The following is a 13,862-nucleotide window of genomic DNA, read 5'->3' on the forward strand; positions in this document are numbered from 1 at the left end:
GTATGGTGCTCCTAAAAACAGGAGGAGCACATCATGATTTTCTGGACCATAGTGGTATTGCTGATCGGCGTACCAGCCGTGATCCTCGGCGTGCCGGCACTGCGCCGCAGCCTGGTCACGCCGCATATCTTCGCGCTGTTCAAGCGCATCCTGCCCGCCATGTCCGACACCGAACGCGACGCACTCGAAGCCGGCACCACATGGTGGGACGCCGACCTGTTCTCGGGCCGGCCCGACTGGGACAAGCTGATGAAATTGCCCAAGCCCACGCTCACCGCCGAAGAACAGTCGTTCCTCGACGTGGAAGTGCGCCACCTGTGCGAACTGGTGGACGACTGGGAATCGACCCAAGTGTGGCAAGGCATTCCCGCGCCGGCCTGGCAGTATGCGCGCGACAAGGGGTTTCTCGGCATGATCATCCCCAGGGAGTACGGCGGCAAGGCCTTCTCCGCGTACATGCACTCGCAGGTGGTGATGCAGCTGTCCACCCGCTCGTCGGCACTGGCCGTGCAGGTGATGGTGCCCAACTCGCTGGGACCGGCCGAACTGCTGCTCCACTATGGCACCGAAGAACAGAAAAACTACTATCTGCCACGCCTGGCCGCCGGCAAGGAAATCCCATGCTTCGCGCTCACCAGCCCCTACGCGGGGTCCGATGCCGCCGCCATTCCCGACACCGGCGTGGTCTGCATGGGCACCCACGAAGGCCGCGAGACGCTGGGCTTGCGCATCACCTGGAACAAGCGATACATCACGCTGGGCCCCATCGCCACCCTGCTTGGCCTGGCATTCCGCGTGGTCGATCCAGACCGGCTGCTGCCTCCCGGGACCGATACCGGCATCACCTGCGCGCTGATACCCACCACCCACGAGGGCGTGGTGATCGGCCGCCGCCACTGGCCGCTGGGCGCCGTGTTCCAGAACGGCCCTACCAGCGGCAAGGACGTGTTCATTCCGATGAACTGGATCATCGGCGGGCCGCAGCAGATCGGCAAGGGCTGGCGCATGCTGATGGAGTGCCTGGCTGCCGGTCGCGCGATATCCCTGCCATCGACCAGCGTGGGCACCGCCAAGCTCGCCGTGCGCGGCACCAGCGCCTATTGCGCGATCCGGCGCCAGTTCAAAACGCCGATCGGCAAGTTCGAAGGCGTGCAGGAAGCGCTGGCCCGCATGGGCGGCAACCTGTACATGATGGACGCCACCCGCAAGCTGTCCGCGCTGGCCGTGGACCTCGGCGAGAAGCCGGCCGTGATCTCGGCCATCGCCAAGTACCACGTCACCGAACGAGGACGCGCGGTGGTCAACGACGGCATGGACATCCTGGGCGGCAAGGGCATCTGCATGGGGCCCAGCAATTTCCTCGGCCGCGCCTACCAGCAGATCCCGATCGCCATTACGGTGGAGGGCGCCAACATCCTCACGCGCTGCCTGATCATCTTCGGCCAGGGCGCCATTCGCGCCCATCCCTACGTGCTGCGCGAAATGCACGCCACGGCCGACAAGGACCAGCGCCGCGCCGAGCTGGAATTCGACGACGCCTTCTTCGGCCACGTGCGCTTCGTGTGCGCCAATGCCGCGCGCGGCCTGTGGTACGCGCTCACCGGCGCCAGTTCCGCGCCCGTGCCGCAGCAGGCCGATCCCGCCATGGCCGGCTATTACCGCGCCGTCGGCCGCATGTCCACCGCCTTTGCGCTGCTGACCGACACCTCGATGTTCGTGCTGGGCGGAGAACTCAAGCGCCGCGAACGCATCTCCGCCCGCCTGGGCGATGCGCTGTCGATGCTGTACTTGGTGAGCGCCACGCTCAAGCGATTCGAAGACGACGGTCGCCAGGCCGACGATGCGCCGTACGTGCACTGGTCGGTGCAGGACGCGCTGCACAAGGCGCAACTGGCGCTCGCCGGGGTGCTCGACAACTTCCCCAACCGCTTCATCGCCGGCGCCGTGCGCGTGCTGCTGTTCCCGTTCGGGATGCCGTACGCGGAACCGAACGACGACCTGGGCGGCGACGTGGCGCGCGCCATGCAGACGGCCGGCCCGAGCCGCGAACGCCTGCTGGCCGACGGCTTCCTGGCCGACGATCTGCGCGACCCGGTGGCCTGCGGCGAACTGGCTTTCGCCCTGCTGCCGCAGGTGGACGCCATCGAGCATCGCCTGAAACCCGCCGTACGCGCCGGCCAGCTCGGAGCGATGCCGCAAACCCTGCCGCTGCTGGACCAGTGGAGCGCGCACGCGGTGTCGCTTGGCCTGCTCACGCCGGAGGAGCGCCGCACGCTGGCCGACTTCGCGCGCTTTACCGACCTGTCGGTGCATGTCGATGACTTCTCGCCCGACCTCAACGCGGCCGTCGATGCCGAACAGCGCCGCCGCATGACGGCGCCGGCCATCGTCCTGGAGGTGTGACTCTGCGGTGTGAACCTGGTTTTACGCCATCTACTCACGAAAGTGATTAGATGGCGCGAAGCGTTGACACTCTCAATCAGACTATCGATACTCCAACGATCATGGCGTGCTTTGCCAGGCTAACCGATTGCGGTACAGTCTACGCGTTGCGCCTCTGCGCGATACTCCCTATCGTTGTATCACTTGCCTCACTCGTATCGAAGGACTGGTAAATACATGAAACTACGTCAGCAGCTGTTCGTCCCCGCAATCCTGTTCTCCGCCCTGGCCAGCGCCGGCATTGTCAACGCCGCCGAGCGCCTGACTGTCACCGTCACCCACACGCTGGACCAGGCCCGCCCATCGGAAACCATCACCATCCCCTGGACCGAAGTCAATCGCGCCCTGCCTGGTGCGCTGCTGCAGAAGATCGCCGTCAAGGATGCTGCGGGCAAGGTGCTGCCGTACCAGGTGACCAATGTGGCGCCGCAGGCCAAGGATCCGAAGAACGAAGGCATCGCCTACGGCGAGCTGATTTTCCAGCATGACTTCGCACCGGGCGAAAAGAAGGCCACCTTCACGGTCGAGAAAATCGACACCGTGGCGCCGGTCTTCCCGAGCAAGGTGTCGGCCCGCTACATCCAGGAACGCCTCGACGATTTCGCCTGGGAGAACGACAAGGTCGCGCACCGCACCTACGGTCCCGCGTTGGCGGCGCCTGCCGCCGAAGGCAGCGGCAAAGAGGTACTGGTCACCAGCGGCATGGACATCTGGTTCAAGCGCGTACCGTACCCCATCGTCGATCGCTGGTACAACAAGGGCCACGACCATTACCATGACGACGAAGGCGAAGGCATGGACATGTACAACGTCGGCAAGTCGCGCGGCGCCGGCGGCGCCGGCATCTGGGACGGCAAGACCCTGTACACGGGCGTGAACTACGCCGGCTGGAAAGTGATCGCCAATGGCCCGATCCGCGCCATCTTCGAGCTGTCGTACGACGCCTGGGATGCCGGCGGCGCCAAGGTCTCGGAAGTGAAGCGCTTCACCGTCGATGCCGGCCACTACTTCGACCAGATCGACAGCACCTTCAACTTCACCGGTCCGCAGCAGCTCACCGCCGCCATCGGCCTGAACAAAACCCCGGCCGACAAGGGCCAGGACGCCAAGGTGCAGCCGATCACGCAACCGGCCGACCGCGCGCTGCTGCAATGGGTGGAACAGAAATCGAACGGCGCCTTCGGCACCGCCATCATCGTGCCGACCGCCGGCGAAAAGGACTACGCCGAAGACAAGCTCAATGCGCTGATCACCGCGAAAATCGTTTCCGGCCAGCCGCTGCGCTACTACGTGGGCGCCGGCTGGACCCGCGCCGGCGACTTCGCCAAGCGCGAAGACTGGACCAAGTACGTCTCGGCCCAGGCCGCGCGCGTGCGCGCACCGGTCACGGTCGCGCTGGCAGCCACCAAGTAATATGAAACTTCACCGACAGGGCACTCCTTCCCTGCCGGTGGCGCGCCGGGTCTCCTCGGCGCTGCTGCTGGCAGGGTTTTCTACACTCGCCATCCTCGGCCCGGGCCAAGCCCATTCAGCAGAGGCCTGGCACTTCAGCTTTGGCGCGGCCAGGGACGGCTACACCACGGTGGATGCCGGCATGGCGTACGATGCGAAACGCGGCTTCGGCTTCGAACCGGGCGCGGAGGTGCGCACCGCCGGGTACCTGGTCGCGACCAAACCGTCCTATTTCACCGCCGACGTCCCCGAGGGGAACTACAACGTTACCGTCAAACTGGGCGCGGACGGTACGGCTTCCAACACCACCATCAAGTCCGAACTGCGGCGCCTGATGCTCGAGAATGTGAGCACGGCCAGCGGCGCGACGGAAACCCGCACCTTCACCGTCAACGTGCGCACGCCGCGCATCAAGGCCGTGGCGGGCGTGGCGGCCGGCGTGGTGGACCTCAAGGTGCCGCGCGAAACAGTATCCGAAGCGCGCGCCTGGGACCAGCGCCTCACGCTCGAGATCAACGGCAGCAACCCGGTGATCCAGTCGATCGACATCGTGCCGGTGACCGCGCCAACCATCTTCCTGCTGGGCGACTCCACCGTGTCCGACCAGCCGGGCGAACCGTTCAACAGCTGGGGCCAGATGCTGCCGCGCTTTTTCAAGCCCGGCATCGCGGTGGCCAACCTCGCACAGTCGGGCGAAACCTACCGCGACTCGCTGTCGCGCCGGCGCCTGGACAAGGTCCTGAGCATGATGCGCCCCGGCGACACGGTCCTGATGCAGTTCGGCCATAACGACCAGAAGCAGATCAAGGACAACAAGGGCGGCCCCTTCACCACGTACAAGGACGAAATCCGCCAGCACGTGGAAGCCATCCGCAAGCACGGCGGCATCCCGGTCATCATGTCGTCGATGGAGCGCCGCCGTTTCGACGACGCCGGCAAGCCGCAGGAAACCCTGACCGACTACGCCACCGCCGCGCGCCAGTCGGCCAAAGAACTGGGCACCGCCTTCATCGACCTGCACGCCATGAGTTTGCCGCTGTACGCGGCGCTGGGCGTGGAAGGTTCCAAGCTGGCGTTCGCCGAACCGCAGCCGGGCAAGCTCGATAACACCCACCACAATCCCTACGGCAGCTACGAGCTGGCGCAGGCGGTGGCCACCGGCTTGCGCCAGGCCGGCGTGCCGGCGGCGCAGTGGATCGCTGACGGCTACGGCAATTTCGATCCGTCGCATCCCGATCCGGTAGCGAAATTCGCGGTGCCGGTCAGCCCCACTTTCACCAATGAGCGTCCGCTGGGCGACGAGGGCAACCGCTGATGATGGGAATTCCGAAGAGCCGCAATTTCCTGTTCAACGTGCGCCAGCTGGCCGCTGGTGCGATGCTGGCTGCGGCCAGCGTCGCCGCCCAGGCGGCGGACAGTTACCTGTTCGCCTACTTCACTGAAAACGGCCAGGACGGCCTGCATTTCGCCCGCAGCACTGACGGCTACAAGTGGGACAAGGTGGCCGGTGGCCGCAGCTTCCTCACGCCCGTCGTTGGCAATTCAAAGCTGATGCGCGACCCGTGCATCGTGCGCGGCCCCGACGGCACTTTCCACATGGTGTGGACGTCGGGCTGGAACGAGAACAATATCGGCTATGCGTCGTCGAAAGACCTGGTCAACTGGTCGCCGCAGCAGCAGGTACCGGTGATGGCGCACGAACCAGGTTCGCTCAACGCCTGGGCGCCGGAAATCGTCTACGACGACAAGCGCGGCGAGTTTCTGATCTTCTGGGCCTCCACCATCCCCGGCCGCTTCCCGGCCACCGACGGCTCGTCGGAAGACAAGTACAACCACCGCATGTACGCAACCACCACGCGCGATTTTAAAACGTACACGCCAACCAGACTGTTTTACGATCCCGGCTTCTCGGTGATCGACGCCACCTTCGTCAACTTCAAAGGCAAGAACCACCTGCTGGTGAAGGACGAAACCCGCAACCCGCCGAAAAAACACCTGCAAGTGGCCGACGCGCCCGACCTGCAAGGCCCGTTCGGCGAGCTGGGCGCGCCGATCACGCCGCCCAAGCTGTGGGTGGAAGGCCCGACTGCGCTGCAGATCGGCGACGACGTGGTGCTGTACTACGACGCCTACATCACCAAGCACTACGGCGCCATGCGCTCGCGCGACCTGGTGCACTGGGAAGACGTGTCGGACAAGATGCAGTTCCCTGACGAAGGCACGAAAAAGCGCATGCGGCACGGTACCGTGATTGCCGTGCCCGAGGAAGTCGTGGCAGGGCTGGAGAAGTAACCACGGGTAATCCCCGCGCAAGCGGGGAATCCCACTGGCACCAGAGATTACTTCAAATACTTCGCCAGCGGCTTGCCTGGCAAACCATTAAACGCATCGATCACGCGCGCCGCATTGAACTGGGCGCCGGCTTCGTTGGTATGCGTACGCGCGTCCGAAAAATAGGTATCGACCGCTTGCGCGCCCTGCTTGCGGTAGGCGTCGCTCACCACCATCGTCAAATCCGCGTACAGCGCGCCACCCTTGGCAGCCACTTCCTGGTCCCACTGGGCGAAGCTGGCGAAGTCGCGGGCGTTTTCCCACACGTCGCGGTGCGGCACCGGCGACAGCAGGATCACGGTTGCGCCCTTGGCTTTGGCATCGGCCACGTAGCGCGCCATGTACCAGCCGAAGGTGTGGACCTGTTCCTTTCTGCCATCGGGCCTGGTGTCTTCCACGGTCTCGGGGCCGGTGCCCGCCACCGAAGCGCGGTTCTTGTTGGCGGGGTCGCCGATGCGGCCGCCGTCGTTGTGGCCGAACTGGATCGCGACGAAATCGCCCGGCTTCATTTGCTCGAGCACCCGGGTCCAGCGGCCTTCGGTGAAGAAGGTACGGCTGCTGCGGCCACCGATGGCGTGGTTGACGACATTGATCTTGCTGGTGTCGAAGTGGGTGGCGATACGCTCGCCCCAGCCGATGGCGCCGCCGGCGCCGCCGCTCTTGACGGTAGAGTCGCCGACCAGGAACAGGTTGGGCAGCGCCGGATCGCGCGGCTGCACGCCGGCGACCTTGGCGCCGTCCACCACGGGGCGGTCATCTTCAGTTGCCGGGATGGCGCGGCCGGCGTCGTTCAACGCGTTCAAGGCATCCCCGGCCAGCGGCGGCCGCAGCGCCTTCAGGCCCGCCACTACTACCCTGGCATTGAATTCGGCGCCCGCCATATTGGTGTGCGTGCGTTCGTCAGGCGGGAACATCAGGTTGGCCTTGTCGCGGCCCATGGCGTCGTACTGCTTCGCGATGGTCTCGTTCAGATCGATGAAGCCGACCTTTTCCTGGGCGGCCACCTGCTTGGCCCAGCTGCCGTAGCTGTCGGCTGCACGCGCAACCTTGTCATCCGTACCCCAATTGTTGCGCGGGATCGGCGAGCAGATGACCGGCGTGGCGCCGCGCGCCTTGATCTGCGCGACATAGCTGCGCAGGTACCAGCCATAGGTGTGCACCACTTCATCCTGCTTGGTGATCAGGTTGTTGATCGCTTCCGATTCTTCGCCCGTGCCCTTGATGGTGCCGCGCGCACGCACGGTGTCGTTGACCGGGCCGCTGTCGTTGTGGCCGAACTGGATCAGCACCACGTCGCCGGCCTTGATCAGCGGCAGCGTGCGTTCCCAGTGGCCGGAACTCATGTAGGTGCGGCTGCTCAAGCCGCCCACGGCGCGATTGACGACGTTGATTTTTGCGGGATCGAAGTACGCGGCGATCGGGTTACCCCAGCCCCACTGGCCGGCCGCGCCCTTGCCCTGGCCGTCGTCGTGACCATTGCGCACGGTGGAATCGCCGATCATGATCAGCGACGGCAGCTTGGGGTTGGCGGGATCGGGCAGCGTGACCTTGGCATTGCGCGGGTCGGTGTTGGCCGGGGCTTGTGCGATGGCGCTGGAATTGACTCCAGCGGCGCAGCACAGCATGAGGAAAAAGGAGGCGAGATATTTGTTCATGGTGCCAATTCTATGCGAGGATTTTTATGCCCCTGTTCTTGACGTTTAAAGAATCAGGAACATGAGCAATACGCACCCGCGTATCGGCCCACAATCGTACCCTCTCCATCCTTTTTCGGCCAATGATGATTTCCAAATTACTTATTTGCGCAGCGTTGATCGCGTCGAGCGCCGCCCAGGCGCAAATCGGCACCCGCTTCCCGTCCGAGCGCAAGGTGGTCAAGGACCCGGTCACCGGCACCATGCTGACCTTTTTGACCAGTACCCCGCGCGGCGACTCCAAGATCTATCCCACCCACCCGCAGTGGACCTCCGATGGCAAGTGGCTGGTGTTCCGCTCCAACCGCGTCAAGGGCGAGGCGATGGCCGTCAACGAAGCCACCGGCACCCTGGTGCAGGTGACCGAGGGCGGCTACATGGGCATGCTGAACCTGGCCCAGAAATCGATGAAGCTGTACTTCATGCGCGCCGATGGCGACAGCAAGCGCGTGCAGATCGTCGAGGTGGACCTGGCCAGGCTGTTTGCCGACAGCGCCGCCGGCACCCTGAAAAAGGCCGACGCCTACCAGCGCATTTGCGGCACCACGGACGCCGAGCTGGAAGCGGGCGGCGACATGGCGCTCGACGCCGACGAGGAATGGGCCTATTTCCGCACCGGTCCCACCTGGTCTGGCCAGCACCTGGCGGCAGGCACCAAGATCGAACCGGCATTCGGCCCGCGCAAGATGGGCGCCGGCCCGAATGGCATCGCGCGCCTGAACGTGCGCACCGGTGAAGTCAAGCACGTGGTGTCGGTGCCGTTCCAGATCGGACATATCCAGGCCAACCTGTACAACCCGGGCGAGATCGTGTTCTGCTGGGAGACCGGCGGCAAGTCGCCGCAACGCACCTGGACCGTCAAGGCCGACGGCACCGGCCTGCGCCCGCTGTACCCGGAAGCGCCGTACGAGTGGGTCACCCACGAAGCGGTAATCTCGAAAGATGAAGTAGCGATGGCGATCATGGGCCACCGCCCGATTCCCGGCGCCGAAGGCCCGAGCGGCGTGGCCGCGTCAGCCACCGGCGTCTATGGCGCCAACCCGGGCCAGGACGACGGCTGGGGCGCAACCGGCACCCGCGAAAAACCGACCGGCCTGGCGATCGTCAACCTGCGCACGCGCGAGATGACCATCGCTGGCCAGACGCCATCGGGCAGCGGCTTGTGGCACGTGCATGGCTCGTCGGACGGCAAGTGGGCTGTGGGCGACGATTTCAGCCGCAGCGTGTACCTGATCGACCGCAAAACGCGCGAGATGATCATGCTCACCACCGGCCACAAGACCACGGCAGCCGATCATCCCCACCCGACCTTCAACAAGGAAGGCACCAAGATCCAGATCCAGTCGGCCATGCTGTCCGAGGACAACCGCTCGATGAATATCGTGGTTGTCCCCGTACCACAGACCTGGTTGAAACGTTAGGGCTGCTCCACCAGCTCGATATTGCGCAACTCGTACGGCGCACCTTCGAGCTGGAAGCCGATGCGGCCGGCGGCCGGTTTAACGGCCGTCACGCGGTTTTGCACCACGCCGTTGATCGACACTTCCACCGTGCCGTCGCGGGCGACGATGTCGGCCACGTTCCACTGGCCGAGCGCCAGTTCGCTGTCGGCGGCGATCTTGCCCTTGATGCGCGGCTCGGCGCCGGGCGCGCTGGTCAGCGGTTCGGCGAACGCCGCGCCGGCCATCGGCAGCAGGTCGCCGGCGCTGCCATGCTTGGTTTGTACCTGCAGGCTCAATGGCCACACGCGGTCCATCGGACCGTCGCTGATGTGCAGCAGCACGCCGCCGTTACCGGGCTTGCCGCTCCAGCGCCATTCGACGTGGAGCTTGAAATTGGCATAGCTTTTGGTCGTGGCCAGGAAGCCGCCCGGCTGGCCGGTGGATGCGATCACGCCTTGCGGCAGCACGCTGAACACCTGGTCCATGGTGGCAGCTGGCGTGGTCTTGAGTTCCCAGCCGTCGAAATTGCGGCCATTGAACAATGGCGCGGCGCTGGTAGACTGCATGGTCACCAGTACTGCCGTCGCCCATAAAATCTTCTTGATCATTTGATTGTCTCCCCATGAAAAAAACTCTGATAGCTCTGCTTCTCACCCTCGGCGCCGGCATGGCCAACGCCGACAGCAATGTCATCACCTTGTGGCCCGAAGGCGTGCCGGGCGCAAAGGCGATCGGCCCTGAAAAAATCGGCGGCGGCTACAACTCCAATGTCACCGACGCCTCGCTCACCCGCATCGGCCCTGCCGTGGACCGGCCCAACGGCACCGCCGTCATCATCTGCCCCGGCGGCGGCTATGTGCGCATGTCCACCGCGCGCGAGGGCGAACAATACGGCAACTGGCTCAGCACCCTGGGCGTGACCGCCTATGTGCTCAAGTACCGGATGCAGGAATACGGCCACCCTGCCCCGCTGCAGGACGTGCTGCGCGCGGTGCGCACCTTGCGCTCGCGCGCGGCGGAATTGGGCATCGATCCGGCGCGCATCGGCGTGATGGGCAGCTCGGCCGGCGGCCACCTGGCGGCCAGCGCCGGCACCCTGTTCGACCACCCGCTGGGCCGCACCGGCGCGGCGCTCGACGCCACCAGCGCCCGTCCCGACTTCCTGATGCTGATGTACCCGGTCATTACCATGAAAGACCCGGCTGCCCACGCTGGCTCGCGCAAGGCGCTGCTGGGCGCGAATCCATCGCCGGCAGCGATCGAGCTGATGTCGCTGGAAAACCAGGTGACGTCCGCCACGCCGCCCACCCTGCTGATCCACACCCAGGAAGACCAGGCCGTGCCGGTCGAGAACAGCATCGTGTTCTATCAGGCGCTCACGCGCGCCAAGGTACCTGCCGAAATGTACCTGTTCGAGCATGGCAGCCATGGCATGGGCATGCGCGACGGCCTGGGTACCACGTCGCTGTGGCCGCACCGCGCCGAAGAATGGCTGCGTGAGCGCGGTCTGCTCACGCCGTCGAAGGCGGTGGCGAAACTTCAGGCGAAGTAAAACACCTGCTGCAACGGCCATTCGGTTGGCCGGTTGCCTGGTTCCACTTCCATCAGCTCGGCCATGTAGTCCCACCAGCGCTTCATCACCGGCTGCTGCGGCAGGTCGGCGGTGGTGTGGTCGGGCGCAAGCTTCAGGACCGCGAACAGGTGCAGGGTTTCCTCGTCGAGGAATATCGAATAATCGTAGATGCCGGCCTGCTTGAGCGCGGCGGCCAGGTCGGGCCACAGCTCGTCGTGGCGGCGCTTGTATTCTTCCACCGTGCCGGGTTTGAGCTTCATGCGGAAAGCGCGGGTGATCGGTACAGTTCCAGTCATTTGTCGTCCTTGGTCATGGTTTTCAGTTCGGCGGCGGCCAGCAGGAAGCCGCCGACGCCATAGTTGTAGCTCGACGCCGGCAAATAGAATGCCGGTTCGGCGCCCGTTTGCTGGATGCCGCCCAGGCGGCCGTCTGCATAAATGTTCTTCAGTATGCCCGCCCACGCCTTTTCGATCACGGGCCGATACGTTGCTGCATCGAGGTAGCCGCGATTGACGCCGTACGCCATGCCGTACACGAACAGCGCCGAGCCCGAGATTTCCGGCAGCGGATAGCTGGCCGGGTCGAGCAGGCCCGCGTGCCACAGGCCGTCCTTGCCCTGCAACTGCGCCAGGCGCGCCGACATCTGCTGCAGCTGCGTCACGTAGAACGGCTTTTTCGGATCGTTGTCCGGAATGAAGTCGATGGTACGCGCCAGGCCGCCCAGCACCCAGCCCTCGCCGCGCGACCAGAACACTTTTTTGCCATTGGACTCGCGCTTGTCCTTGTAGCTGGCGTCGCGCGCGTACAGGTGTTCCTCCTGGTCATACAGCTGGTCGTAGGTAGCTTGCCACTGGGTGTGGATGTAGTCGAGGTACCGGCGCTCGCCTGTGATCCGGTACATCTTGGCCCATACCGGCGGCGCCATGAACAGCGCGTCGCACCACCACCATGGCAGGCGTGCGTCGCCGGGCCGCATGGTTTTCAGATCGATCAGGGTCTCGAGTTCCGCGCGGGTGGAGGCGATGCGTTCCGGTGAAGGGTCACGCTGATACAGCTCCAGGTAAGTCTGCGCCACGCTGATGTTGTCGGCGTCCGGGTACGGCGTGCGCAGCTTCCACTCGAACTTCTCGCTCATGGCCAGCATGGCGTCGCGGTATTTGGCGTCGCCGGTAGCGCTTGATGCTGCCATGAAGCCCGAGTACAGCACGCTGGAGGTCCAGATGCGGTCGAAATGCGGCGTGGTGCGCGCCAGCTGCCAGTCCGCCACCTTGCGCAGCGCCTTGTCGATATCGGCCGGCCGCAACGCCGGCGACAGATCGGTGGCCAGCGGGCCGCCATCCACCGGGGCGTCGCCGAAGTGGCGGCTGATGTCCTTGTCCACGATGGCCTGCATGGCCGGCGTGGGCAGCGGATACGACGGAGTTTGGGAGACACTGGCGCAGCCACCCAAGGCGCACATTACAGCCGCCAGCACGGATAATTTGTTCACGATTTATCCTGCTCTTCAAAGCTCTTTTCTTTGAGCGGCACTTCCAGTGGACGCGGCTTGACGACCGTGCTGGCGACCGGCAGACCGCGCACGTCATTGTTGTTCAGCAGGTGCACCGGCTGCTTGATGGCCAGCTTGACATCCCTGAACTGCCAGTTGCTGGCATCGAAAATGAAGCCGCCATTTTGCGCTTCGATGTCGATGTTCTCAAAGCTGAAACGGTTCAACGGCGCTTCCGGATAGCCGCTCACCTCGAACGCCGTGGTGGCGCCGGTGGCCTTGATGTTCCAGATTTTGACGTCGTGGAAATGGGCGATGCCCTTCTCGCGCGGCACCGGCGTGGCCAGCACTTTCCAGTAATCCGGATGCTCCTTGACGTCGTCCGGGATCTTGGCATAGCTGTAGCTCGGATTCCAGTTCATGGTGATGCGGATCGCCACCGGCGTGCCCTTCATGGTGATGTCGTGCAGGCGCAAATTGTCGCCGAAGCCGCCGCGCGTGTGTGCCGACTTGAACAGGATTCCGACCGGCACCTTGTCCAGCACCGTGATGCCGTAGGCCTCGACGTTGCGGAAGCCGCCCGCCGTCTCGCTGCCGAAGGTAACGCCAGCGGCGCCCTCGCGGATGATGGAATTGCGGATCACGACATTCTCGGTCGGACGCGCCACGCGCTGGCCGTCCGAATCGCGGCCGGCCTTGAGGCACAGCGCATCGTCGTTGACCGAGATGTCGGCATTTTGCACCAGGATGTTCTTCGACGAGTCGATATCGATACCGTCGGTCGATGGTCCGTGGCCGCCCTCGTTGTTGCGGATGATGACACCATCCACCGTCACATCGGTCGAGTAGCAGATATGCAGGGTCCAGAAGCCGGAACGGCGCAGCAGCAGCCCGCCGCCCACTTTTACCTGCGACGAATTGAACACCTGGATCAGGCGCGGACGCTGGGCGTCGTAGTCCGAGGCCCAGCGCAGGCCGCGCGGTTCGTAGGTTTTGCGCAGAGTCCAGTAGCTGTCCCAGAAGATCTTGCCGTCGCCGTCGATGGTGCCTTCGCCGACGATGGACGCATTCTTCTGTTCATAGATGTTGATCAGCGCGGCCGGCCAGCGCATCTCGATGCCGGCGATGCGGGTGGGCAGCACCGTGTAGTCGGCGATCTTCTGCGAACCGAGGATGGTCACGCCCTTGTCCACTTGCAGCGTGACGCCGCTTTTTACAAAGATGGAGCCGCTCAGATACGTGCCCGGCTTGAACGCCACCGTGCCGCCGTCTTTGGCGGCAGCATCGATGGCGGCCTGGATCGCCCTGGTGTCGAGCGTGACGCCGTCGCCCTTGGCGCCGTAGCTCGACGGATCGAAGGTTTTAGCACTGACGGATGCTGCGCACAGTGCCAGCAGCGAGAGCGCTGCCGCATGTAACCACTTCTTGAAAATCATGAT

The 13,862-nt window shown here is 64.6% G+C and carries 11 protein-coding genes; 6 read left to right on the forward strand and 5 right to left on the reverse strand.

The annotated features are described in order from the left end of the window. Window positions 1–33: 33 nt before the first annotated feature. The 4 genes from ASF04_RS19610 to ASF04_RS19625 all read left to right on the forward strand — a co-directional run bounded on the left by ASF04_RS19610 (window position 34) and on the right by ASF04_RS19625 (window position 6,186). Window positions 34–2,403: an acyl-CoA dehydrogenase gene (locus ASF04_RS19610; protein ID WP_056145495.1), complete on the forward strand. Its 2,370-nt coding sequence runs from the start codon at window positions 34–36 to the stop codon at window positions 2,401–2,403. A gap of 216 nt (window positions 2,404–2,619) precedes the next feature. Further along, window positions 2,620–3,855, forward strand: coding sequence for a DUF4861 domain-containing protein (locus ASF04_RS19615; protein ID WP_056145500.1), 1,236 nt, complete (start codon window positions 2,620–2,622; stop codon window positions 3,853–3,855). 1 nt (window position 3,856) lies between these two features. Beyond that, window positions 3,857–5,209: a rhamnogalacturonan acetylesterase gene (locus ASF04_RS19620; RefSeq protein WP_229205130.1), complete on the forward strand. Its 1,353-nt coding sequence runs from the start codon at window positions 3,857–3,859 to the stop codon at window positions 5,207–5,209. Further along, on the forward strand, window positions 5,209–6,186 hold the full coding sequence (locus ASF04_RS19625) for a glycoside hydrolase family 43 protein (protein WP_056145507.1): 978 nt from the start codon (window positions 5,209–5,211) through the stop codon (window positions 6,184–6,186). Before ASF04_RS19620 ends, ASF04_RS19625 begins: the two co-directional genes overlap by 1 nt. A 47-nt stretch (window positions 6,187–6,233) precedes the next feature. Here ASF04_RS19625 and ASF04_RS19630 read toward each other — a convergent pair whose 3' ends face one another. Beyond that, a complete protein-coding gene (locus tag ASF04_RS19630; RefSeq protein WP_056145509.1) occupies window positions 6,234–7,880 on the reverse strand; it encodes a rhamnogalacturonan acetylesterase in 1,647 nt (548 codons plus the stop codon). A 155-nt stretch (window positions 7,881–8,035) separates the two neighbouring features. Between ASF04_RS19630 and ASF04_RS19635 the strand changes: the two genes are divergently transcribed. Further along, the gene (locus ASF04_RS19635; RefSeq protein WP_200931119.1) at window positions 8,036–9,340 is read left to right on the forward strand and encodes a hypothetical protein; all 1,305 of its coding nucleotides are present in this window, start codon (window positions 8,036–8,038) and stop codon (window positions 9,338–9,340) included. Here ASF04_RS19635 and ASF04_RS19640 read toward each other — a convergent pair. Beyond that, window positions 9,337–9,969 carry a DUF1080 domain-containing protein gene (locus tag ASF04_RS19640; protein ID WP_056145514.1) on the reverse strand — a complete coding sequence of 211 codons (633 nt, stop codon included), beginning with the start codon at window positions 9,967–9,969 and terminating at the stop codon, window positions 9,337–9,339. The two genes, ASF04_RS19635 and ASF04_RS19640, sit on opposite strands and share 4 nt — an antisense overlap. A 14-nt stretch (window positions 9,970–9,983) precedes the next feature. Between ASF04_RS19640 and ASF04_RS19645 the strand changes: the two genes are divergently transcribed. After that, window positions 9,984–10,913 (forward strand): alpha/beta hydrolase, encoded by a 930-nt coding sequence (locus tag ASF04_RS19645; protein ID WP_056145518.1) that lies wholly within the window; start codon window positions 9,984–9,986, stop codon window positions 10,911–10,913. Here ASF04_RS19645 and rhaM read toward each other — a convergent pair. The 3 genes from rhaM to ASF04_RS19660 are packed head-to-tail and all read right to left on the reverse strand — an operon-like array spanning window position 10,901 to window position 13,859. After that, window positions 10,901–11,230, reverse strand: coding sequence for an L-rhamnose mutarotase (rhaM, locus tag ASF04_RS19650; protein WP_056145521.1), 330 nt, complete (start codon window positions 11,228–11,230; stop codon window positions 10,901–10,903). The two genes, ASF04_RS19645 and rhaM, sit on opposite strands and share 13 nt — an antisense overlap. Continuing rightward, window positions 11,227–12,423, reverse strand: coding sequence for a glycoside hydrolase family 105 protein (locus ASF04_RS19655; protein ID WP_082488878.1), 1,197 nt, complete (start codon window positions 12,421–12,423; stop codon window positions 11,227–11,229). Before ASF04_RS19655 ends, rhaM begins: the two co-directional genes overlap by 4 nt. Beyond that, window positions 12,420–13,859, reverse strand: a complete 1,440-nt coding sequence (locus ASF04_RS19660; protein WP_056145524.1) for a glycoside hydrolase family 28 protein — start codon at window positions 13,857–13,859, stop codon at window positions 12,420–12,422. The genes ASF04_RS19655 and ASF04_RS19660 overlap by 4 nt, the downstream gene beginning before the upstream one ends. Window positions 13,860–13,862 lie beyond the last annotated feature (3 nt).

The organism is Duganella sp. Leaf61 (assembly GCF_001421905.1).
GTDB classification, from domain to species: Bacteria; Pseudomonadota; Gammaproteobacteria; order Burkholderiales; family Burkholderiaceae_D; genus Rugamonas; species Rugamonas zoogloeoides.